This window comes from Klebsiella sp. C349492 (assembly GCF_042055345.1).
Taxonomy (GTDB): Bacteria; Pseudomonadota; Gammaproteobacteria; order Enterobacterales; family Enterobacteriaceae; genus Klebsiella; species Klebsiella scottii.
This window is the reverse complement of the sequence record NZ_JANQCE010000001.1, coordinates 722,606-745,432: the sequence shown is the minus strand read 5'-3', so window position 1 is coordinate 745,432 and position 22,827 is coordinate 722,606. Positions and strand designations below refer to the sequence as shown.

Here is a 22,827-nt window from a genome sequence, read left to right as displayed (position 1 = left end):
TTGAATACGTTAGCGATGAGGGGCAACAATTTCGTCTGGCAGCATTTTTGTCATTAGCTCTACCAGTAAACGAGACTCGTCGGGGGTCAGTCGGGCGGTAAGGTCGCTGATGATTGACGCCAGCGCTTCATTAACAAAGCGCTCGCAAATCAGCTCGCCTTTGCCGCTCAGCGCCAGCACGACCTGCCGCTTATCCTGCGGATTAGGCGAACGGCTGATGAGATCGCGCTTAACCATGCGATCCACCATGCGGCTCATCGCCCCGGCATCCATGACCAGATTTTTGCTGATCTCAACCGGACTGGTGACGCCCTTATAGATGCTGATCAGCACCTTAAACTGGGCGGCAGTGATATCCATGCCGGAGAAGTACTGGCTGATTAGCTGGTCTTTATACTGGTTTGCCAGATGAATTAATAAACCCAAGTGGAACTTGTTATTGATAATACCCGGATGGTTACTCATGATATTTGCCTGGTCAGTAATTGCAGATGAAATTACTGACCAGGCATCTATTTGTCAACGCCGTGTCAAGAAGATCGCACATTTTGTCAGGACGAGCGCCGACGGTTGCGCCGGAAGAGGTCAACAAAATAGAGGGTTAACGCGAGGAAAGCCGGGCGCAAACGCCCGGCCCGAGAACGCTTGCTTACGCCTGCTGCGCGTCCAGCTCGTCAAACACCTGCTGCACCAGGTGCATCGTGGCGTTGGCCGCAGGCAGACCGCAGTAGAGCGCGGAGTGCATAATCAACTCCTTGAGCTCATCGCGGGTCACGCCGTTATTAAACGCAGCGCGCAGATGCATTTTGAGCTCCGCTTCGCGGTTAAGCGCTATCAGCATCGCGATGGTGATCATACTGCGAGTATGGTGATCCAGCCCCGGCCGGGTCCAGGTTTCGCCCCATGCGTAGCGGGTAATAAAATCCTGAAACTCGGCATTAAGCGGGGTCAGCTTGTCCAGCGTGCGGTCGACGTGCGCATCGCCCAGCACCTTGCGCCGTAGGCCCATTCCCTCCTCATAACGCGCTTTATCATCCATGCCGTTCCCCCCGGAAGAACCCCAGCAATGTGGCGCTGAATACCCCCGCCGCTTCGATATTAGACAGATGCGATGCGGCCACTACCACCACCTGCGAGGCGGGGATCTGCTGATGCAAAAAGTCAGCATCCGCCACCGTCGTGACAGGGTCACTTTCCCCGGCGATAATCAGGGTTGGAAGACTAATGTGCCCCACTTCGCTACGCAGGTCGGCCGCCGCCAGCGCTTCACAACAGGCGGCATACCCTTCGGCATCGCTATGGGTCAGCTGATGGCATAGCGACTCCACCACCTCCGGCGCTTTCTGACGAAAGGCGTGGGTAAACCAGCGATCCGCCGCGCCGGCGGCGACGACATCCATCCCCTCCTGACGGACGGCCCGCGCCCGCGAGAGCCAGCTGGCCTGGTCGCCAATCCGCGCGGCGGTATTGGCCACCGCGATGGCGTAAAATCGTTCCGGGGCAAAGCGTCCCAGCCATAGTCCGGTCAGCCCGCCCATCGAAATCCCGCAAAACCAGGCTTTCTCAATTTGCAGATGATCGAGCAGCGCAATAACGTCTTCGCCAAGCTGGGCGAGGGTCACTTTACCGCTTTTAGCGGTTTGACCATGACCGTGGGTGTCGTAACGCAGCACGCGAAACTGCGCGGTTAGGGCAGCCAGCTGCGGCTGCCACATCGATCGGGTGGTGCCCAGCGAGTTGGACAGAACGATAACCGGCGCACCTTCCGGCCCGTCAATCTGGTAATCAAGGTTCATCACGTTGTTCCTTGTAACGCGCCACGACCTGGCGCACAAAAATTTCCGCACTGCCGGTCGCCGTTGTCGGGTCCAGCAGCTGGGTTAAACGGCTTGCGCTAAAGTGCTGGCTCACCAGAGGATCGCTTTCCAGCAGCGCCAGCAGCGGGCGCGACTGGTCAATCGCCTGACGGCACAGCGCCTCGACCCGATGATGGGCGTCGGCCTTACCGATAAACTCCGCCAGCGCCAGAGTGACCGCTTCAGCCATAATCAGGCCGTGGGTCATATCGAGATCGGCGCGCATTTTTTGCGGGAAAACCTGCATATCGCGCACCAGATCGACGCTTTGTTGCAGCGCGCCGCCGACGAGGGTAATCAGCTCCGGCAGCGTTTCCCACTCCGCCTGCCAGCCGCCGAGCGCGCGCTCGTGCTGCTGGATCTGGCCGGCATACAGGCAGGCCACCAGGCCCGGCGTGCGCTGGGCCGCCGTCAGAATCGCCGCGCAGGCGATCGGATTACGCTTGTGCGGCATCGTCGACGAGCCGCCGCGGCCTTCCCCTACCGGCTCCGCAACTTCGGCAACTTCCGTTTGCATCAGCAGCGAAAAGTCGTTGGCAAATTTTCCCAACGTCCCGCAGACCCCGGCGTACCAGGCGCCCACTTCCAGCAGCCGATCGCGCTGGCTGTGCCACGGGGCGTCCGGCAGCGCCAGGCCAAGCTCGGTCGCCAGCTGCCCGGCGACCTCCGGCCCGCGCCCTTTTAACGCGTCCAGCGTGCCCGCCGCGCCGCCAAACTGCAGCACCAGGACGCGGGCGCGCATTTCTCGCAGCCGCAGCTGCCAGCGCAGCAGCGCATCGAGGGTGCCCGCAAGCTTGAGGCCAAAGGTCACCGGCAGCGCGTGCTGCATCCAGGTGCGCCCCGGCATGACCGCATGCTGATGCCGCTGCGCCTGCAGCGCAAACTCAGCTGTCAGGCGCTGCAGCAGCAAGTCGGTCTCCACCAGCGCGCCGCGCAGCTGCAGAACCAGACCGCTGTCGATAGCATCCTGGCTGGTGGCTCCCCAGTGCACGTAGCGAGCGGCCTGCGGGTCCGCGGCGTTAACGCAGGCGGTGAGCTGTTTGACCAGCGGGATCGCCAGGTTACCGGCGCGGGTCGCCGCCTGTCCCAGAGCGGAAAAATCGATCTGCGAATGGCGACAGGCGTTGACCACCGGCGCGACGGCGAACTGCGGCACAATGCCACAGGCGGCCTGGGCACGAACCAGCGCGGCTTCAAAATCCAGCATCCCCTGTACCCGCTGCGCATCGCTAAACCAGGCGGTTAGCGGGCTGGTGCGCATCATCGGGGTCAGCAAACTCATTTTGGCTCCTTAAACACGTTCAATAATCAGCGCAATTCCCTGGCCGACGCCGATGCACATGGTGCACAGCGCGTAGCGGCCGCCGGTGCGCCGTAGCTGATAGGCGGCGGTCATCGCCAGCCGCCCGCCGGATGCGCCCAGCGGATGGCCTAAGGCAATCGCTCCGCCGTTAGGGTTAACGTGCGCGGCGTCGTCCGGCAGGCCTAAATCGCGCGTCACCGCCAGCGCCTGCGCGGCAAAGGCTTCGTTGAGTTCAATAACATCCATCTGCGCCAGCGTCAGCCCGGTCAATGCCAGCACCTTGCGCACTGCCGGAGCCGGGCCGAAGCCCATAATTCTTGGCGCGACCCCGGCCGTCGCCACGCCGACAACGCGCGCCAGCGGCTGCAGGTCGTTCGCCATCAGCGCCTGTTCGCTTGACAGCAGCAGCGCGCAGGCCCCGTCGTTGACCCCCGAAGCGTTGCCGGCGGTCACCGAGCCGTCGGCACGCACCACGCCTTTTAGCTTCGCCAGCGCCTCCAGCGAGGTGCTGCGCGGGTGCTCATCGCGGGTGAACAGCAGCGGCTCGCCCTTACGCTGCGGGATCGAGACCGCGATGAGCTCATCGGCAAAGCGCCCGGCCTCCTGCGCCTCTGCGGTTCGCCGCTGGCTGCGCAGGGCGAAAGCGTCCTGGTCTGCGCGCGAAATCGCGAAATCAGCGGCCACGTTTTCGGCGGTTTCCGGCATCGAATCGACGCCATACAGCGCCTTCATCCGCGCGTTGATAAAGCGCCAGCCGATAGTGGTATCTTCAATCTGCATGCTGCGGCTATAGGCGTTTTCAGCTTTACCCATGACAAAGGGCGCGCGCGACATGCTCTCTACCCCGCCGGCGATCATCAGCTGAGTCTCGCCGCTTTTAATCGCCCGCGCTGCGACGCCGATCGCATCAAGGCTCGAGCCGCACAGACGGTTAATGGTGCTTCCGGGAACCGTTTCCGGAAGGCCAGCCAGCAGCAGCGCCATGCGCGCGACGTTGCGGTTATCCTCACCGGCCTGGTTGGCGCAGCCGTAAATCACGTCATCGATGCGTGAAGGATCCAGCCCCGGATTGCGCTCCAGCAGCGCTTTTAGCGGCAGCGCGCCTAAATCGTCGGCGCGCATCGGCGCCAGAGCGCCCGCAAAGCGACCGAAGGGTGTACGTACCGCATCACAGATAAATGCCTGATTCATCATAGGTTCCTTATGCGCTTTTCGCCAGATGTTCGCAGGTCAACGCCACCGGCGTGATGCGCTGCAGCTCTTCAAAAGAGAGGCCGTTGAAAATTTCCCGTACTACCGGGCCGCCGGGGGTGATATCGATAACCGCAAGGTCGGTATAGATGCGGCTGACGCAGCCAACGCCGGTCAGCGGATAGCTGCAGCGTTCGACCAGCTTGCACTCGCCGTCGCGGGTCAGATGATCCATCATCACGAAGACCTGCCGCGCGCCGATGGCCAGATCCATCGCCCCGCCGACGGCCGGAATCGAGTCCGGCGCGCCGGTGCTCCAGTTGGCGAGGTCGCCGCGGGCAGAGACCTGATAGGCTCCCAGCACGCAGATATCAAGATGGCCGCCGCGCATCATGGCGAAGGAGTCGCCGTGGTGGAAGAAACAGCCGCCTTTCAGCAGCGTGACGTACTCTTTCCCGGCGTTAATCAGCTCCGGGTCCTCTTCGCCCGGCTGCGGCCTGCCCCCCATTCCCAGCAGGCCGTTTTCGCTGTGCAGGAACACTTCTTTATCCGCCGGCAGATAGTTGGCGATGCGGGTCGGTAAGCCGATACCGAGGTTCACATAGGCCCCTTCCGGAATATCGAGAGCCACGCGCTGGGCCATTTCATCACGAGTTAATTTTTGCATCGTTGGCTCCTCAGGCGCTCTGTGCGGTAATGGCGTTTTCCAGCGAGAAGACGCGCTGGACAAAAATCCCCGGGGTAATGATATTTTCCGGGTCCAGTTCGCCAAGAGTGACCAGGCGGGAGACCTCAGCGATGGTGGTTTTGGCGGCGGTCGCCATAATCGGGCCGAAGTTGCGCGCCGCTTTGCGATAGACCAGGTTGCCCCAGCGATCCGCGTGGTGGGCCTTGATCAGCGCAAAATCGGCCTTAATCGGATATTCGAGAACGTAGTGCCGCCCGTCGATTTCGCGGGTCTCTTTGCCTTCCGCCAGCGGCGTGCCGTAGCCGGTCGGGGTAAATATCGCGCCCAGCCCGGCGCCGGCGGCCTGGATGCGGGCCGCCAGATTGCCCTGCGGAACCAGCTCCAGCTCAACCTTGCCGCGACGGTAGAGATCGTCAAAAATTTGCGAGTCAACCTGACGCGGGAAAGAGCAGATCATCTTGCTCACCCGCCCGGCCTTCAGCAGCGCCGCCAGGCCCACCTCACCGTTGCCCGCGTTGTTGTTGATAATGGTTAAGTCGCGGGCGCCCTGCTCAATCAGGGCATCAATCAGGTACGTTGGCTGACCGGCGGGACCAAAACCGCCGATCATGATGGTCGCGCCGTCGTGGATCCCGGCGATGGCATCGCTTAGCGTCGACACGCTTTTATCAATCATCAGGTCGCTCCTTTATGTGCGGTAATCGCACTTATATACGTTGTTCGCACAAAATGTGACCCGCTTAACGATGTTGGTCAAGGGCGATAATCGAAATATTGTGCGATAATCGAACATCGTATATCTTTAGCGAAAGAATGTGATCGATGGCAAATATGGAGAACAAAATGGAGAAGCATCCAGACGATTTATTGACCGGCGATAGCGACCCGTTTAAGGGCGATCCGAACTTTATGGCCTCGCTGGCCCGCGGGCTGGAGGTGATCCAGGCATTCACCCCGCAGCGTCCGGTGCTGTCGATCTCACAGATCAGCCAGAAGACCGGCATCCCGCGCGCGGCAGTGCGCCGCTGCCTCTACACGCTGGGCAAGCTGGGGTTTGTCTATGCCGAAGATGGTAAGAATTTTCAGCTGCGCCCGCGCATCCTCGCCCTTGGCCACGCCTGGCTCGCCTCAACCCCGCTGGCGCGTTCTGCCCAGCCGGTACTCAAGCATCTGAGCGAAATGCTTAATGAATCCTGCTCAATCGCCACCCTCGACGGCGACGATATTCTGTACATTGCCCGCGCCTCCAGCTCGCGCATTATGACTATCGATCTGGATATAGGCAGCCGGCTGCCGGCCTGGGCAACCTCGATGGGCCGGGTGCTGTTAAGCCATCAGCCGGAGGAGAAGCTGAACGATATGCTGGGTCGGGTGACGATGATTCGCTATACCCCGCAGACGGTGGATTCGGTGAATAAGCTGCGCGCCGAGCTCAAGCGCGTCCACCAGCAGGGCTATGCGCTGAACGATCAGGAGCTGGAGATGGGGCTGCGCTCTCTGGCGGTGCCGCTGTTTAACCCACAGGGACAGGTTCAGGCGGCGCTGAACGTCGGCGTCCATGCCGGACAGGTTTCCACCCGCGAAATGCTGGATCGGGTGCTGCCCGAGCTACAAAAGGCGGCCCGGGAGCTGACGCTGCTGCTGCGCTAGCGGCTGCGTTTGGCGTGGCGTTCCCAGTTTTCCTGCTTTGCCTCGGCCGATTTGCGCAGGGCGACATAGCACGCCCCGCTGCCGCCGTGATGCGCAGAGGCGACGCAAAACGCCTGTACCTCGGGAAGTTCTTCCAGCCAGCGCGCCAGGTAGCTGCGGATAATATTGGGGTGAGCGTTGTCGTCGCGCCCTTTGCCATGAACAATCAGCACGTTGCGCAGCGCCTCTTTCTGCGCCTGAACCACAAAGGCAAACAGCATTTGCCGGCACTGTTCGACCGGCCGGCGCAGCAGATTGAGGCTCGCCTGCTGGCTATATTTCCCCTGCCGCAGCTTGTCCAGCACGCCGTTTTGTAACCCATCGCGCCTGAACTCCAGCGGTGTCGTCAGCGGCAGTACGTCGAGGTAGCCGGTGGTCAAAAAGTTATCCAGCTGCAGCGCGTCGATGCGCTGCGGGGTACGGGCGTGGCGCTCGGGATGCCACAGCACGTCGTTGCCGCTCTTAAGCGGCTGGACATCCTCCATGGCATCCAGAAATAGCGATTTGTCGTCAAGGTTCATCTCCACTCCTCCGGCTGCTACCGGAGGCTACTATAGCCGCCGCAACGCGCGCCCTCAACGCGTTTGTCGGCGGGCGAATAGCGACGTTAATCGCCCGTCCCGCCGCGCTGAAGATCGGTTACGCCAAAGGAAGTGCCAGAAAATAACGGATAACCTGCTGAATATTTGTATTGCTGGCGGGAATAACAGGTCGGCAAGCGTTCGTCGTTAAAACGCTTGCCGAACCTGCTCAGGCACCTAAAGATGTTTTTTCTTTAAGTGCATATCTTTCATTAACTTATAAAGCGATTCGATCATAATAGAGACAGCATTTAACAGCAAACCACTGATAATCAATATCAAAACGCCAGTCAGCATATATTGCATACCATCACCTTTCTCGTTAACAAAAAAAAGCCAGCACTGAAGTGCTGACAAATAATTGATTCAAGGAGTGCCTGTATAGCGTATTGCGGCGTCGGGTGCCTCCCGATGAATTAGCCAGTGCAAACTAGTCCGCGTGCGGATGACAAACTGCATAAAGGGGTGAACCGGACGCTCCTTCGCAGAGGGGAATTTACCGCCCGGAGAAAGTAGTAAAATCCATTTACCACCGCGCGGCGTAGTGAATACAAAATTAAATATCACGCACTTCGTTGCGTATTGATTTTGCTTCTGCTCAGCAGGCAGATGCAAAATGGAAAACTTTCTCATTGATTCGCCCCCTCAGCCGCACCGTTCACCGTTTACCTTTATGGAGTATAGTTGCCCACCCGGATGGCGTGATATCTTGTGCTCAGGCTGCAGTAATAATCATTTGAATCAGGTAATAAGGAAAAACGATGCTGGTACTGCTTCAGGACAAAATCGATACCCCGGTCGGGCCGCTATGGATCATTTGCGACGAACAGTTCCGCCTGCGTGCCGTTGAGTGGGAGGAACATAGCGATCGGATGGAGCAGCTGCTTGAGCTGCACTATCGCCATGAAGGGTATCAGCGCGTGGATTCCCGCGATCCGGGCGGGCTGAGCAGCAGGCTCGGCGACTATTTCGCCGGTGACCTTGCGATTATCGAGACGCTGCCGACGGCAACGGCGGGCACCCCGTTTCAACGCGAAGTCTGGAAAACGCTGCGCACCATTCCCTGCGGTCACGTCATGCATTACGGCCAGCTGGCGGAGGCATTGGGTCGGCCGGGCGCTGCGCGGGCGGTCGGGGCGGCCAACGGCTCTAATCCGGTCAGTATCGTGGTTCCCTGCCATCGCGTCATTGGACGTAACGGCACCATGACCGGATACGCGGGCGGCGTTCAGCGTAAAGAGTGGTTATTGCGCCATGAGGGGTATTTGCTTCTTTGACCGTAAGTGCCTTTTATCGGAAGCATCAGGCAACTTTACAATCAGCTATGTTCGGACATCTTATTTCTTATCAATGAGATAAATGGTGTAATTGCTTTACCCTTTTAATATTACGTGTTTCATCGGTTCGAGGCTTACCTGCTCACCAAAAAGATGTTAAAATTGACCAATATCAATTAAGGCTTGAGCAGACTTATGATCCCGGAAAAGAGAATTATACGACGCATTCAGTCTGGCGGTTGCGCAATCCATTGTCAGGATTGCAGCATCAGCCAGCTTTGCATCCCTTTTACTCTGAACGAGCACGAGCTTGATCAGCTTGATAATATCATCGAGCGAAAAAAGCCTATCCAGAAAGGACAGACCCTGTTCAAAGCCGGCGATGAGCTGAAGTCGCTGTACGCCATTCGTTCAGGCACCATCAAAAGCTACACCATTACCGAGCAGGGCGACGAGCAGATTACCGGCTTCCACCTGGCGGGTGATTTGGTCGGTTTTGACGCTATCGGCACCGGTCTCCACCCGAGCTTCGCTCAGGCGCTGGAAACCTCAATGGTTTGCGAAATCCCCTTCGAAACGCTGGATGACCTCTCAGGTAAGATGCCGAATCTGCGTCAGCAGATGATGCGCCTGATGAGCGGCGAGATCAAAGGCGATCAGGACATGATCCTGCTGCTTTCCAAAAAGAACGCCGAGGAGCGCCTGGCGGCCTTTATCTATAATCTCTCCCGCCGTTTTGCCCAACGCGGCTTCTCGCCTCGTGAATTCCGTCTGACCATGACCCGCGGCGATATCGGTAACTACCTCGGCCTGACCGTAGAAACCATCAGCCGCCTGCTGGGCCGTTTCCAGAAAAGCGGAATGCTGGCGGTTAAAGGTAAATATATCACCATCGAAAACAGCGACCTCCTCTCTCAGCTGGCAGGTCAAGCGCGTAACGTCGCCTGATTGCCCGATCCCTTCGCCAGATCGCTAATTTTTTTCTTATTTGTTGATCTGGCCAGGGTCATCCCCTGTTTCAATCCATCTATATAGGTTATCTTTTTAATTACAGACTGCAGTTACAGTTGTAAGGAGACCCTGTATGGCGAAGTATCAGAACATGCTGGTAGTAATCGACCCTAATCAGGACGACCAGCCCGCATTACGGCGTGCGGTATACCTACACCAACGGATTGGTGGCCGCATTAAAGCCTTTTTGCCAATCTATGATTTTTCATATGAGATGACGACCCTGCTGTCTCCCGACGAGCGAACGGCTATGCGCCAGGGCGTTATCAGCCAACGCAGCGCCTGGATCAAGGAGCAGGCCCGGTTCTATATCGAATCCGGGATCCCGATTGACATCAAGGTGGTATGGCACAACCGCCCCTTCGAAGCCATCATTCAGGAAATCCTCAGCGACAAGCATGATTTAGTGCTGAAAATGGCGCACCAGCACGACAAGCTGGAAGCGGTGATCTTCACCCCGACCGACTGGCATCTTCTGCGCAAATGCCCGTGCCCGGTGTGGATGGTTAAAGACCAGCCGTGGCCTGAGGGCGGCAGAGCGCTGGTGGCGGTGAACCTTGCCAGTGAAGAAAACTACCACGATGCTCTGAATGAGAAACTGGTAAAAGAGACGCTTGAGCTGGCGGAACAGGTTAACCACACCGAGGTCCACCTGGTGGGCGCCTATCCGGTTACGCCAATCAATATCGCCATTGAGTTACCTGATTTCGATCCCAGCATCTATAACGACGCGATTCGCGGCCAGCACCTGCTGGCGATGAAAACGCTGCGGCAAAAGTTTGGTATTGATGAGAGCCGCACCCACGTAGAGAAGGGTTTACCGGAAGAAGTGATTCCCGATCTGTCGGAGCATCTGCAGGCGGGGATTGTCGTGCTCGGCACCATCGGACGTACCGGACTGTCGGCGGCCTTCCTCGGCAATACCGCCGAGCAGGTGATCGACCATCTGCGCTGCGATCTGCTGGCGCTGAAGCCGGACCAGTACAAAACGCCGGTTGAAATGGACGATGAAGACGACGACTAACCTCCAGCAAGCCGGCCGCCAGTCGTAGCCACTCCCCACTCCCCTGCAGTCGCGGGGGATTTTTTTGCCCGTAGCCTGGCGTAGCGCGCAAAAAAGGGCCTTTCGGCCCCCTTCATCAGCGATGCATGCAGGCTGAAGTGTGGCTTTTAATGGATACCCAAACGCCAGGCGTGATCGATCTCTTCTTTCAGTTCGATAGAGGAGAGCGACATTAAATCGGCAAATTCCAGCTCGAGAAGTTTAAATTTTTTCAGGTACTGCGCGGGGGTTAAAGCGGTAGGGTCGCGACGCAGAAATTCGATGGCCATTTGCGCGGGGGTTAATTCGGTATCCATAATATCCTCAGTGTGATGAAAAAACGTTTTTAGTATAGCACTCCAGGGCGATTAATTTATGAGCGATTCATGGGCTGGCGCTATATATAAAAAAGCCGTCTCAACGGAGACGGCTTCAGAAGCAAACGTTGTATAGCGACTCTCGTCTGCTCTCTTCAGGGCATCACAGCGCTTTCAGAATCGCATCCACGCTGGCTTTGGCATCGCCAAACAGCATATGGGTGTTCTCTTTGAAGAACAGCGGGTTCTGTACGCCGGCGTAGCCGGTATTCATCGAGCGTTTGAAGACCACCACGTTCTGCGCTTTCCAGACCTCCAGCACCGGCATACCGGCGATAGGGCTTTTCGGATCGTCCTGCGCGGCCGGGTTCACGGTATCGTTAGCGCCGATAACCAGTACGGTGTCGGTATCGGTGAAGTCATCGTTGATTTCATCCATTTCGAGCACCACGTCGTAGGGAACCTTGGCTTCCGCCAGCAGCACGTTCATATGCCCAGGCAGACGACCGGCAACCGGGTGAATACCAAAGCGCACCTTGATACCACGGGCGCGCAGACGCTCGGTGATTTCCGCAACCGGATACTGAGCCTGCGCTACCGCCATGCCGTAGCCCGGGGTAATGATCACCGAGTGCGAGTTTTTCAGCATTTCAGCCGTATCTTCTGCGCTAATTTCACGATGCTCGCCAACTTCATCATCGCTGCCGGAAGAGGAACCATCGGTACCAAATCCGCCGGCAATGACGCTGAAGAAGGAGCGGTTCATGGCCTTACACATGATGTAGGACAGAATCGCACCGGAAGAGCCTACCAGCGCGCCGGTTACGATCAGCAGATCGTTGCTCAGCATAAAGCCCGCCGCCGCCGCCGCCCAGCCTGAATAGGAGTTCAGCATTGATACCACCACCGGCATGTCCGCGCCGCCGATGGAGGCAACCAGGTGCCAGCCAAACGCCAGAGCGATAACGGTCATCACCAGCAGCGCCAGCACCTGCGTCGCGGTGCTATCGGTGCGAACAAAGGCAATCAGCAGCACAAAAGAGACGACCAGCGCGGCAAGGTTCAGCTTGTGACGGTTCGGCAGCATCAGCGGTTTAGAGGACATCTTGCCGCACAGCTTGCCAAAGGCCACGATGGAGCCGGTAAAGGTCACCGCACCGATGAAGATGCCGAGGAACACTTCGGTCAGATGAATATTGACCAGGATCTGCTCCATACCGGTTTCATGCTGCAGGTAGCTGTTAAAGCCCACCAGCACCGCCGCAAGGCCGACGAAGCTGTGCAGAACCGCCACCAGCTCCGGCATTTCGGTCATTTCGACTTTCTTCGCCAGACGGATACCGATAGCGCCGCCGATAACCATCGCCAGCAGGATCCACGCGACGTTGCTGCTGTCCGGACCCAAAATGGTCGCGATCAGCGCAATCGCCATCCCGGCAACGCCGAAGTAGTTGCCCTGCTGCGATGACTCATGTTTGGAAAGCCCTGCCAGGCTAAAAATAAAGAGGATCGCGGCAACAATGTATGCAGCTGTAACTAATCCACCAGACATTTGTTACCCCTTATCCTTTGCGGAACATTTTCAGCATGCGCTGAGTGACGGTGAAACCACCAAAAATATTAATGCTGGCGATCAGCACCGCGATAAAGCTCAGCACGCTGACCCAGCCGCCGTGGCCTATCTGCAGCAGCGCCCCGACAACGATAATCCCCGAGATGGCGTTAGTTACCGACATCAGCGGCGTATGCAGCGCATGGGACACGTTCCACACCACGTAATATCCGACCACGCAGGAGAGCGCAAAGACCGTAAAGTGACCGAGGAACTCCTTCGGGGCGACGCTTGCCAGCCAGCCAAAGAGAATAATCGCCAGCGCCATCAGCGCGTATTTACGCCACGGCGAAACCGGTTTTTTCGCTTCAACAGGGGCTTCCACCTTCTTCGCGGCAGCCTGCGGCTGGGCGGATACCTGAATCGGCGGCGCCGGCCAGGTCACTTCCCCATCGCGGACAACCGTTACGCCGCGTACCACGACGTCGTCGAAATCGATGGCAATGTTGCCATCTTTCTCTTTGCACAGCAGCTTGATCAGGTTGACCAGGTTGGTGCCGTAAAGCTGGGATGACTGGGTCGGCAGGCGACCCGGCAGATCGGTATAGCCGATAATTCTCACCCCGTTGGCGGTCGTTACCACTTCGCCAGGCACGGTGTATTCACAGTTGCCGCCGTTCTGCGAGGCCAGATCAACCACCACGCTGCCTGACGTCATCGAGTCAACCATTTCGCGGGTAATCAGCTTCGGCGCCGGTTTGCCGGGGATCAGCGCCGTGGTGACGATAATGTCGACCTCTTTCGCCTGCGCGGCAAACAGCGCCATTTCGGCTTTAATAAAGGCTTCGGACATCACTTTGGCATAGCCGTCGCCGCTGCCCGCCTCCTCTTTAAAGTCCAGCTCAAGGAACTCGGCGCCCATGCTCTGCACCTGCTCTTTGACCTCAGGGCGAGTGTCGAACGCGCGGACGATCGCCCCCAGGCTGTTGGCGGCGCCAATCGCGGCCAGACCGGCAACGCCGGCGCCAATCACCATCACCTTGGCCGGCGGCACTTTACCCGCGGCGGTGATCTGCCCGGTGAAGAAGCGGCCAAATTCGTGAGCGGCCTCAACGATTGCGCGATAGCCGGCAATGTTGGCCATCGAGCTTAAGGCATCCAGCGACTGGGCGCGCGAAATACGCGGCACCGAATCCATCGCCATGACGGTCACATTGCGGGCAGAAAGTTTTGCCAGCAGCTCCGGATTCTGCGCCGGCCAGATAAAGCTCACCAGCGTGGTGCCTGGATTCAGTAACGCAATTTCATTATCGTCAGGCGCATTCACCTTGAGAATAACAGGCGACTGCCAGACTTCGGCGCCGTCCACAACCTCAGCGCCTGCCTGAGCAAACGCCTCGTCATCGAAACTTGCCAGCTGGCCCGCGCCGCTTTCAACTGCGACGGTAAACCCCAGTTTGAGCAGCTGCTCCACCGTTTTCGGCGTGGCCGCTACGCGGGTTTCATTGGCTAACCGTTCTTTTGGTACCCCGATACGCATAGTTTTCCCTTTCATCGGTTTTTGATGATGGTTTTCTCTTCTTACAGCCGACTATCCGCCGGCAAAACCCGCCGGCTCAGATATTCGACTGAAAAAATGAAACAGTAACAAACTTTTTATAACCTACTGAAAATCCCGATTGTGATCTACTGCGATAAAACAGAATTTTTGATTTTATTGGTAAAACGCGCGCCAAACTGCGTCAGGCAGCAATATTTACCTTAAATTTATAAGCGAGCCTGATAATTCGCTTAGCTTATCCACTAATACGCAATTAATCGCCAGCCAGAACATGGTATTAACATTACATTAACTTATTAAAGCGATATCGATTATCGATTTTGCTGGTCAAGAGGCTGTTTTTTCAACATATCGCAAAATGTTATATTATTGTGACGCGCGTTTCGGGCGGTTAGCAAAAATTGACGCAGACAGTCACTCCTTTTAAATGCAATAATCGAGCGTTTTCAGTCAACAACAATACCAGTACATGGTTTGCGCAAGGCAAAGGACTATTTTTATGAAGCTTAAGAACTCACTCCTGGCGTCTGCTCTCCTGGCTACGACCGCACTGTCTGCCCATGCAGCGACCGAGCTGACACCGGAGCAGGCGGCGGCGCTGAAGCCCTACGATCGCGTGGTCATCACCGGCCGCTTTACTGCGATTGGCGATGCTGTTAAAGCGGTCTCCCGCAAAGCCGACAAAGACGGCGCGGCCTCCTTTTATGTTGTCGACACCTCAGACTATGGCAACAGCGGTAACTGGCGCGTAACGGCAGATTTTTATAAAGACAACGCCCCGCAGGCAGATGCTCCAAAAAATCGAATGATTAATGGAGTCATGGAGCTGCCGAAAGACCAGGCCGTTGAGCTGGAACCGTTTGACACCGTTACCGTGCAGGGTTTCTACCGCAGCCAGCCTGAAGTGAACGATGCCATCACCAAAGCGGCAAAAGCGAAAGGCGCGGCCTCTTTCTTTATCGTTCGTCAGGTTGATGCTAACCAGGGCGGCAACCAGCGCATCACCGCTTATGTTTATAAGGCCGATGCCAAAAAACGCGTTCTGCAAAGTCCGGACGCAATCCCTGCCGATTCTCAAGCCGGGCGCGCAGCGCTGGCTGAAGGCGGCGCGGCGGCCAAAAACGTTGAAATCCCCGGCGTGGCGACCACCGCAGCCGTCGGCTCCGGTACCGGCGTAGGCCGCTTCTTCGAAACGCAGTCCTCTAAGGGTGGGCGTTACACCGTCACGCTTCCTGACGGCACCAAAGTCGAAGAAGTGAACAAAATCACCGCGGCGCAGATGGCCCCGTTCGATAGCATTAAGTTCACCGGTAACTACGGCAATATGACCGAAATTTCTTACCAGGTGGCCAAACGTGCGGCGAAGAAAGGCGCGAAGTATTACCACATCACCCGCCAGTGGCAGGAACGCGGCGGTAACATAACTATCAGCGCTGACCTGTATAAATAACGGGACTTCAGCTGAACAAAAAGGCGGCGCTTTGCCGCCTTTTTGCTTTTTTTCATCCGCCGCCATTGCATGCGCACAAGACACTCCGTAAAATCCCGCGCCTTAGCGTAATCGTCCATTTTATGCGATTTCGCCAAATAAATATTCTTTACTTCACGGTTGTCACTTCGGGAATGCAATGGAAAAGAGACTGGGCCTGAGCGCCCTGACCGCCCTGGTCCTCAGCTCAATGCTGGGCGCAGGCGTATTCAGTTTGCCGCAAAATATGGCCGCCGTGGCCAGCCCGTCCGCCCTGCTGATCGGCTGGGCCATTACCGGCGTCGGCATCTTATTCCTCGCCTTCGCCATGCTCCTGCTGACCCGCATTCGCGCCGACCTCGACGGCGGTATCTTTACCTACGCGCGCGAAGGATTCGGCGAGCTGGTGGGCTTTTGCTCCGCCTGGGGCTACTGGCTTTGCGCGGTTATCGCCAACGTCTCCTATCTGGTTATCGTGTTTGCGGCGCTGAGCTTCTTCACCGACGCGCCCGGCTCGGTTATTTTTGGCAACGGCAATACCTGGCAGGCAATCGTCGGGGCATCGATTCTGCTGTGGGTCGTTCATTTCTTAGTGCTGCGCGGCGTGCAGACGGCGGCCGGCATCAACCTGGTCGCGACGATGGCCAAGCTAATACCGCTCGGCGCGTTTATCGTTCTCGCCGCGATGGCCTTCCGTTTAGAGACCTTCACTCTCGATTTCAGCGGCCTGGCGCTCGGCGTGCCGGTGTGGGAGCAGGTGAAAAATACCATGCTGATTACCCTGTGGGTGTTTATCGGCGTAGAGGGCGCGGTGGTAGTGTCGGCGCGAGCGCGGAACAAGCAGGACGTTGGCCGCGCGACGCTGCTGGCCGTACTTTCGGCGCTGGCGGTTTATCTTCTGGTCACGCTGCTCTCGCTGGGCGTTGTCGCGCGTCCGGAGCTCGCGGAAATGCGTAATCCGTCGATGGCCGGGCTGATGGTCAGAATGATGGGGTCCTGGGGCGAGGTGGCGATCGCCGCCGGACTGATCGTTTCCGTCTGCGGCGCCTATCTAAGCTGGACCATCATGGCTGCAGAAGTTCCCTGGCTGGCCGCCACCCACAAAGCGTTTCCGCGCCTGTTTGCCCGGCAAAATCGCCACAATGCGCCGTCGGCTTCGCTGTGGCTGACCAATATTAGCGTCCAGGTCTCGCTGGTGCTGATTTGGCTGACCGGTTCGGATTACGGTACGCTGCTCACCATCGCCTCCGAGATGATCCTCGTTCCCTATCTGCTCGTCGGCGCCTTCCTGCTGAAAATTGCCGTACGCCCGCTGCATAAGGCCGTAGGCGTCGGGGCCTGCGCTTATGGCTTATGGTTATTATATGCGTCGGGCCCTGTGCATTTATTGCTGTCAGTGATACTTTACGCTCCGGGTCTTCTGGTTTTCCTGTACGCCCGCCGTACGCACCAGCACGATCGCATGCTTAAACGCCGTGAATTAGCCTTAATTGGTTTATTGCTGGTTGCCGCTGTACCGGCAACGTGGATGCTGGTGGGGTAAGCGGTTGCCCTGCCGCGGAACTCAAAGGAGATACCCATGGCTGAACTACAGCCCCGCCCGGTCCTTATAACAGGAGGAGGCCGCCGAATCGGCCTCGCTCTGGCACACCATTTTCTTCAGCGGCAGCAGTCCGTTATCGTCAGCTATCGTACCCACTATCCGGCTATTGACGCGCTGCGCGCGGCAGGCGCCGTTTGTCTGGAGGCGGATTTTAGCACCGACGATGGGATTTTAACCTTCGCCGAGGCGGTGAAATCCCACGCCGGCCAAGGCCTGCGCGCCGTTATCCACAATGCCAGCGGCTGGATGGCGGAAAAGCCGGGGACGCCTCTCAGCACGGTGCTCGCCAGCATGATGCAAATTCACGTCAATGCGCCCTATCTGCTCAATCACGCGCTGGAAGCGCTGCTGCGCGGCCACGGTCACGCGGGCAGCGATATTATTCATATTACGGACTACGTGGTTGAGCGCGGCAGCGATAAGCACATCGCCTATGCCGCCAGTAAAGCGGCGTTGGATAATATGACCCGCTCCTTTGCCCGCAAGCTGGCGCCGGAAATAAAGGTCAACGCCATCGCCCCGTCGCTCATTATGTTTAATGACGGCGACGACGCCGAGTATCGCCTGCAGGCGCTGGATAAATCGCTGATGAAAATAGCGGCGGGCGAAACGGAAATCATCGAATTACTCGACTATTTGTTTAGCAGCCATTTTGTTACAGGCCGCTCCTTCGCCGTCGACGGCGGCCGCCACCTGCGCTAGTGGAACCGGCTCCAGCCGAGGATCAGCAGCCAGGCACACAGGCTCCAGCAAACAACGGCGCCCGCCAGCGCGTACGGCAGGCGCATCGTTGCGGTGAAGTACCACAGCGACAGCAGGTAGATAAAATAGGGAATGATTGACCACATCCCAAATACGATAGTCGTACGCAGGGCTTCAATACCGCGCTCGCTGGCGACAATATAGTGAGCGATCAGGGCGAATGTCGGAAATAGCGGAATGAGCCCGGCAATATAATAATTTTTGGTTTTGGAAAGTACGCCAATCAGTACAACCACCAGCGCCCCGAGCAGCGCTTTAATCAACAGCCCCATGCCTTTTGCCTTAACATTTAAACAACAAGTTACGCCAGCATAGCGGAAGAACATTTGTTTATAAAAGAGTAATGGCAGGCAATTTGCTGGCGGTGTATGTTTAACCTTTTACATATACATATAAAATATGAATAAGATCGTGTTTGTTGAGGATGATCCGGAAGTTGGCGCACTGATTGCCGCCTATCTGGGTAAGCATGATATGGACGTGGTGGTTGAACCACGCGGTGACCGGGCGGAAGAGGTTATTGCGCGGGAAAAACCCGATCTGGTGTTATTAGATATCATGCTGCCGGGCAAGGACGGAATGACGATTTGCCGCGACCTGCGCGGGCAGTGGCAGGGTCCGATCGTGCTGCTGACCTCCCTTGACAGCGATATGAACCATATTTTGTCGCTGGAGATGGGGGCGAGTGATTACATCCTCAAAACCACCCCGCCCGCCGTGCTGCTGGCGCGGTTGCGCCTGCATTTGCGCCAGCACGTTGCCGTTCCGCTCACCCCGGCGCCCGCCTCGCTGACGCCGCATAAAACCATCGCCTTTGGCTCACTCTCCATCGATCCGGTGAACCGCCAGGTGCTGCTCGCCGGCGACAGCGTCGCGCTCTCGACGGCTGATTTCGAACTGCTGTGGGAGCTCGCGACCCACGCTGGACAAATTATGGATCGCGATGCGTTGCTGAAAAACCTGCGCGGCGTCAGCTACGATGGTATGGACCGCAGCGTCGATGTGGCCATTTCACGCCTGCGTAAAAAGCTTCTCGATAGCGCAACGGAACCCTACCGTATCAAAACGGTACGCAACAAAGGCTATCTGTTTGCTCCCCATGCCTGGGACAATTAATTAACGGGTCCGGCTATGAAAAAGCTGTTTGTGCAGTTTTACCTCCTGCTGTTCGTCTGTTTTCTGGTCATGACCATGCTGGTCGGTCTGGTGTATAAATTTACCGCCGAGCGCGCGGGCCGCCAGTCGCTGGACGATCTGATGAAAAGCTCGCTGTACCTGATGCGCAGCGAATTGCGGGAAATTCCGCCGCGTGACTGGAGCAAAACGCTCAAAGAGCTGGACCTCAACCTGTCGTTTGATCTGCATATTGAACCGCTGAGCAAATTCAAGCTGGCGGAGAGTTCGATGCAGCATCTGCGCGCCGGCGATATCGTCGCCCTGGACGATCAATACACCTTTATTCAGCGCATTCCGCGCAGCCACTACGTGTTGTCGGTAGGCCCGGTGCCCTATCTCTACTTTTTGCATGAGATGCGCCTGCTGGACGTCGCGCTGATGGCCTTTATCGCCATTTCGCTGGCGTTCCCGGTCTTCGTCTGGATGCGCCCGCACTGGCAGGATATGCTGCGCCTTGAGACCGCCGCCCAGCGTTTCGGCGAGGGACATTTTAGCGAGCGCATTCATTTCGATAGCATGTCCAGCTTTGAGCGGCTCGGCGTGGCCTTTAACCAGATGGCCGATAATATCAACGCTCTGATCGCCAGTAAAAAGCAGCTGATCGACGGCATTGCGCACGAGCTGCGCACGCCGCTGGTGCGCCTGCGCTACCGCCTTGAGATGAGTGAAAATCTCACCGCCGCGGAATCACAGGCCTTAAACCGCGATATCGGACAGCTGGAAGCCCTTATCGAAGAGCTTTTAACCTACGCCCGCCTTGACCGGCCGCAAAATGAGCTGAGCCTGACCACCCCTGACTTCCCGGCCTGGATTAAGGCCCACGTGGAAGACGTTCAGATGGTTAACCCGCAGCGCGAGGTGACCCTTCACGAGGTGGTCGCCGGCGACTACGGCGCGCTGGATATGCGCCTGATGGAGCGCGTGCTCGACAATCTGGTCAATAACGCGCTTCGCTACAGTAATCAGCAGATTCAGGTGAGCCTGACGCTCGCGGGATCGCGGGCGACTCTCCAGGTCAATGACGACGGCCCGGGCATCGACCCTGCCGAGCGCGAACGAGTGTTTGAGCCGTTTGTCCGGCTTGACCCTAGCCGCGATCGGGCGACCGGCGGCTGTGGGCTCGGCCTGGCTATCGTCCACAGCATCGCCCAGGCGATGTCCGGCGAGGTGAGCTGCCGCACCAGTCCGCTGGGGGGCGCATGCTTCAGCTTTAGCTGGCCTATCTACCACCAGCTGCCGAATTTTACCTCTGGCTGACCCCCCTTGCGCAGGCGCTGCGGCCTGCGTATAGTTAAAAATCGATTAGTATGTTGTAACTAAGGTGGCGCGGATGGCAAATTACGACCTCGTTGAACGACTCAATGGCACCTTTCGCCAGCTTGAGCGGGAGCTACAGGAGCTGCAGCAGGCGTTAAGCCGCTGTCGTCTGCTAGCCGCGCGGGTATTTGAGCTACCGGCGGTGAGCAAAGATGCCGAACACGACCCGCTTGAGACGATTCAGGTCGTGCAGCATATCGGTAAAACGGCGCTGGAGATGGCCCTCAGGCACTACGGCCATCTGTTTATCCAGCAGCAATCGGAAAGCCGCAGCAGCAAGGCGGCGGTGCGCCTTCCCGGGACGATCTGCCTGCAAACCAGCGCCGAGGAGCAGGCCGACCTGCGGCAAAAAATCGCCAGCATCAACGCGCTAAAGGCCACCTTCGAAAAAATCATTACCGTCGACTCCGCCCTCCCCGCCGCGGCCCGCTTTGAGTGGGTGCATCGTCATCTGCCGGGATTAATCACCCTTAGCGCCTACCGCACGCTGACGCCGCTGTTCGATCCCAGCAGCATCCGCTTTGGCTGGGCTAATAAGCACGTGATTAAGAATTTAACCCGCGATGAGGTGCTAATGCAGCTGGAAAAAAGCCTGCAGTCGCCGCGCGCGGTGCCGCCGTGGACCCGCGAACAGTGGCAGAGCAAGCTGGAACGGGAATATCAGGATATCGCCGCCCTGCCGCAGCGGGCGAAGCTGAAGATTAAGCGACCGGTCAAAGTCCAGCCTATCGCCCGCGTCTGGTACGCCGGCGAGCAAAAACAGGTGCAGTACGCCTGCCCTGGGCCGCTCATTACGCTGATATCCGGCACTCAGGGGGTCAGCGTGCCGGATATTGGCGAGTTACTGAATTACGATGCCGACAATGTCCAGTATCGCTATAAACCCCAGGCGCAGTCGCTCAGATTACTGATCCCGCGCCTGCACCTGTGGCTGGCTAGCGAGTAGCCATGCTGCCGACCATCTCTTCCGGGCGCACCCAGCTGTCGAACTCGGCCTCCGTCAGGTAGCCGAGCGCCAGCGCCGAGGCTTTCAGCGTCAGCCCCTCTTTATGCGCTTTTTTGGCAATTTCCGCCGCTTTGTCATAGCCGATATGGGTATTCAGCGCCGTCACCAGCATCAGAGACTCGTTGAGCAGCTGGTTGATTCGTTCCCGATTAGGCTCGATCCCGACCGCGCAGTGTTCGTTGAAACTCTCCATGCCGTCGGCCAGCAGCCGCACCGACTGCAGGAAGTTATGGATCACCATCGGGCGATAGACGTTGAGCTCAAAGTTACCGGAAGCACCGCCGATATTCAGCGCCACGTCGTTACCCATCACCTGACAGCACAGCATGGTCAGCGCTTCGCACTGGGTCGGGTTGACCTTGCCCGGCATGATCGATGAGCCCGGCTCATTCTCCGGAATCGCAATTTCGCCGATACCGCAGCGCGGGCCCGAGGCCAGCCAGCGCACGTCGTTAGCAATCTTCATCAGCGACGCCGCCAGCCCCTTCAGAGCGCCGTGGGCATGGACCAGCGCGTCGCAGGTTGCCAGCGCCTCAAACTTATTCGGCGCGGTAACGAACGGCTGGCCGCTACTCTGCGCCAGCTCTGCCGCGACCCGCACCGCGTATTCGGGATGGGTGTTCAGCCCGGTTCCCACCGCCGTACCGCCCAGCGCCAGCTCGCTCAGATGCGGCAGGCTCAGCTCAAGGTGGCGGAGGTTATGTTCGAGCATGGCGACCCAGCCGGAGAACTCCTGCCCCAGGGTCAGCGGCGTGGCGTCCTGCAGGTGCGTGCGGCCGATTTTAACGATATCGCTGAACGCGGCGGATTTGTCGCTAAGCGTTTTTTTCAGCACGTTAAGCTGGGGAATGAGCGTCTCCCGCAGCGCGATAATGGCCGCCACGTGCATCGCCGTCGGGAAGACGTCGTTGGAGCTCTGGCTCTTGTTGACGTCATCATTCGGATGCACCTTGCGCTCCATGCCCCGCACGCCGCCCAGCAGCTCGCTGGCCCGGTTTGCCAGCACCTCATTCATATTCATATTGCTTTGGGTACCGGAGCCGGTTTGCCAGATAGCCAGCGGAAATTCTGCGCTATGCTTTCCCGCCAGCACTTCATCGGCGGCCTCGACGATGGCCTGCGCTTTTTCGCCGGCCAGCAGGCCTAAATCCTGATTCACCTTCGCCGCCGCGCGCTTGGTCAACGCCAGGGCGTAGATAAGTTCGCCCGGCATTTTTTCCGTTGAGATACGGAAATGCTCCAGCGAACGCTGGGTTTGCGCGCCCCATAGCCTGTCGGCAGGAACCTCAATCGCGCCCATAGAGTCTTTTTCACTGCGATGCGTTGTCATTACTGTCTCCTTGAATAAAAAGTACGTAATTTCGACAAAGCCCACTGGCTTAAAAGCGTTAAGTATTGGTCAGATTTATAATTAGTTTTAGTCGTTC

23 protein-coding genes are annotated in these 22,827 nt (G+C 57.8%); 10 read left to right on the top strand and 13 right to left on the bottom strand.

Annotation, left to right across the window (positions count from 1 at the left end; all coding sequences use genetic code 11):
* Positions 1-9: 9 nt before the first annotated feature.
* The 7 genes from NWP14_RS03615 to NWP14_RS03585 all read right to left on the bottom strand — a co-directional run bounded on the left by NWP14_RS03615 (position 10) and on the right by NWP14_RS03585 (position 5,714).
* Positions 10-465 (bottom strand): MarR family transcriptional regulator, encoded by a 456-nt coding sequence (locus tag NWP14_RS03615; protein WP_375214785.1) that lies wholly within the window; start codon positions 463-465, stop codon positions 10-12.
* Positions 466-649: 184 nt separating this feature from the next.
* Positions 650-1,039: a 4-carboxymuconolactone decarboxylase gene (gene pcaC / locus NWP14_RS03610; protein WP_375214784.1), complete on the bottom strand. Its 390-nt coding sequence runs from the start codon at positions 1,037-1,039 to the stop codon at positions 650-652.
* The gene (gene pcaD, locus NWP14_RS03605; RefSeq protein ID WP_375214783.1) at positions 1,032-1,796 is read right to left on the bottom strand and encodes a 3-oxoadipate enol-lactonase; all 765 of its coding nucleotides are present in this window, start codon (positions 1,794-1,796) and stop codon (positions 1,032-1,034) included. Before pcaD ends, pcaC begins: the two co-directional genes overlap by 8 nt.
* Positions 1,786-3,138, bottom strand: coding sequence for a 3-carboxy-cis,cis-muconate cycloisomerase (locus NWP14_RS03600; protein WP_375214782.1), 1,353 nt, complete (start codon positions 3,136-3,138; stop codon positions 1,786-1,788). The genes pcaD and NWP14_RS03600 overlap by 11 nt, the downstream gene beginning before the upstream one ends.
* Positions 3,139-3,147: 9 nt before the next feature.
* Positions 3,148-4,350 carry a 3-oxoadipyl-CoA thiolase gene (gene pcaF, locus NWP14_RS03595; protein WP_375215091.1) on the bottom strand — a complete coding sequence of 401 codons (1,203 nt, stop codon included), beginning with the start codon at positions 4,348-4,350 and terminating at the stop codon, positions 3,148-3,150.
* 10 nt (positions 4,351-4,360) lie between these two features.
* Positions 4,361-5,017 (bottom strand): 3-oxoacid CoA-transferase subunit B, encoded by a 657-nt coding sequence (locus tag NWP14_RS03590; protein WP_331834314.1) that lies wholly within the window; start codon positions 5,015-5,017, stop codon positions 4,361-4,363.
* 10 nt (positions 5,018-5,027) lie between these two features.
* Positions 5,028-5,714, bottom strand: a complete 687-nt coding sequence (locus tag NWP14_RS03585; protein ID WP_331834315.1) for a 3-oxoacid CoA-transferase subunit A — start codon at positions 5,712-5,714, stop codon at positions 5,028-5,030.
* Positions 5,715-5,881: 167 nt separating this feature from the next.
* Here NWP14_RS03585 and NWP14_RS03580 point away from each other — a divergent pair, with 167 nt between their 5' ends.
* Positions 5,882-6,688, top strand: a complete 807-nt coding sequence (locus NWP14_RS03580) for an IclR family transcriptional regulator C-terminal domain-containing protein (RefSeq protein WP_041145790.1) — start codon at positions 5,882-5,884, stop codon at positions 6,686-6,688.
* Here NWP14_RS03580 and smrA read toward each other — a convergent pair.
* Positions 6,685-7,248, bottom strand: a complete 564-nt coding sequence (gene smrA, locus NWP14_RS03575; protein ID WP_375214781.1) for a DNA endonuclease SmrA — start codon at positions 7,246-7,248, stop codon at positions 6,685-6,687. The two genes, NWP14_RS03580 and smrA, sit on opposite strands and share 4 nt — an antisense overlap.
* A gap of 821 nt (positions 7,249-8,069) precedes the next feature.
* Here smrA and ogt point away from each other — a divergent pair.
* The 3 genes from ogt (at position 8,070) to uspE (ending at position 10,620) form a co-directional block, all read left to right on the top strand.
* Complete coding sequence (ogt, locus tag NWP14_RS03570) at positions 8,070-8,585, top strand: methylated-DNA--[protein]-cysteine S-methyltransferase (RefSeq protein WP_095103187.1); 516 nt, start codon at positions 8,070-8,072, stop codon at positions 8,583-8,585.
* Between the two features lie 195 nt (positions 8,586-8,780).
* Entirely contained in the window at positions 8,781-9,533 is a 753-nt protein-coding gene (gene fnr, locus NWP14_RS03565; protein WP_095103185.1) for a fumarate/nitrate reduction transcriptional regulator Fnr, read from the top strand.
* Between the two features lie 136 nt (positions 9,534-9,669).
* Positions 9,670-10,620 carry a universal stress protein UspE gene (gene uspE / locus NWP14_RS03560; protein ID WP_095103182.1) on the top strand — a complete coding sequence of 317 codons (951 nt, stop codon included), beginning with the start codon at positions 9,670-9,672 and terminating at the stop codon, positions 10,618-10,620.
* Positions 10,621-10,766: 146 nt separating this feature from the next.
* Here the strand turns inward: uspE and NWP14_RS03555 are convergent, their stop codons facing one another.
* The 3 genes from NWP14_RS03555 to pntA form a co-directional block, all read right to left on the bottom strand.
* Positions 10,767-10,955 carry a YdiH family protein gene (locus NWP14_RS03555; RefSeq protein ID WP_041145794.1) on the bottom strand — a complete coding sequence of 63 codons (189 nt, stop codon included), beginning with the start codon at positions 10,953-10,955 and terminating at the stop codon, positions 10,767-10,769.
* A 163-nt stretch (positions 10,956-11,118) separates the two neighbouring features.
* A complete protein-coding gene (gene pntB / locus NWP14_RS03550; RefSeq protein ID WP_095103180.1) occupies positions 11,119-12,507 on the bottom strand; it encodes a Re/Si-specific NAD(P)(+) transhydrogenase subunit beta in 1,389 nt (462 codons plus the stop codon).
* A gap of 10 nt (positions 12,508-12,517) precedes the next feature.
* Positions 12,518-14,047, bottom strand: coding sequence for a Re/Si-specific NAD(P)(+) transhydrogenase subunit alpha (gene pntA / locus NWP14_RS03545; protein ID WP_095103178.1), 1,530 nt, complete (start codon positions 14,045-14,047; stop codon positions 12,518-12,520).
* A 520-nt stretch (positions 14,048-14,567) separates the two neighbouring features.
* On the opposite strand from pntA, the gene ydgH reads away from it, so the two are divergent.
* The 3 genes from ydgH (at position 14,568) to folM (ending at position 17,841) form a co-directional block, all read left to right on the top strand.
* Complete coding sequence (gene ydgH, locus NWP14_RS03540) at positions 14,568-15,518, top strand: DUF1471 family protein YdgH (RefSeq protein WP_095103176.1); 951 nt, start codon at positions 14,568-14,570, stop codon at positions 15,516-15,518.
* A 178-nt stretch (positions 15,519-15,696) separates the two neighbouring features.
* Positions 15,697-17,079: an amino acid permease gene (locus tag NWP14_RS03535; RefSeq protein WP_346431409.1), complete on the top strand. Its 1,383-nt coding sequence runs from the start codon at positions 15,697-15,699 to the stop codon at positions 17,077-17,079.
* A gap of 36 nt (positions 17,080-17,115) precedes the next feature.
* Positions 17,116-17,841, top strand: coding sequence for a dihydromonapterin reductase (folM, locus tag NWP14_RS03530; protein ID WP_095103172.1), 726 nt, complete (start codon positions 17,116-17,118; stop codon positions 17,839-17,841).
* Here the strand turns inward: folM and NWP14_RS03525 are convergent.
* A complete protein-coding gene (locus tag NWP14_RS03525) occupies positions 17,838-18,173 on the bottom strand; it encodes a GlpM family protein (protein WP_045858494.1) in 336 nt (111 codons plus the stop codon). The two genes, folM and NWP14_RS03525, sit on opposite strands and share 4 nt — an antisense overlap.
* A gap of 127 nt (positions 18,174-18,300) precedes the next feature.
* On the opposite strand from NWP14_RS03525, the gene rstA reads away from it, so the two are divergent.
* From rstA to tus, 3 genes are all read left to right on the top strand, one after another.
* Positions 18,301-19,017, top strand: a complete 717-nt coding sequence (rstA, locus tag NWP14_RS03520) for a two-component system response regulator RstA (RefSeq protein ID WP_095103170.1) — start codon at positions 18,301-18,303, stop codon at positions 19,015-19,017.
* A 15-nt stretch (positions 19,018-19,032) separates the two neighbouring features.
* Positions 19,033-20,334 carry a two-component system sensor histidine kinase RstB gene (rstB, locus tag NWP14_RS03515; RefSeq protein WP_375214780.1) on the top strand — a complete coding sequence of 434 codons (1,302 nt, stop codon included), beginning with the start codon at positions 19,033-19,035 and terminating at the stop codon, positions 20,332-20,334.
* 73 nt (positions 20,335-20,407) lie between these two features.
* Positions 20,408-21,340 (top strand): DNA replication terminus site-binding protein, encoded by a 933-nt coding sequence (gene tus, locus NWP14_RS03510; RefSeq protein WP_375214779.1) that lies wholly within the window; start codon positions 20,408-20,410, stop codon positions 21,338-21,340.
* Here tus and fumC read toward each other — a convergent pair.
* Positions 21,330-22,730 carry a class II fumarate hydratase gene (fumC, locus tag NWP14_RS03505; RefSeq protein ID WP_375214778.1) on the bottom strand — a complete coding sequence of 467 codons (1,401 nt, stop codon included), beginning with the start codon at positions 22,728-22,730 and terminating at the stop codon, positions 21,330-21,332. The two genes, tus and fumC, sit on opposite strands and share 11 nt — an antisense overlap.
* Between the last annotated feature and the right edge of the window lie 97 nt (positions 22,731-22,827).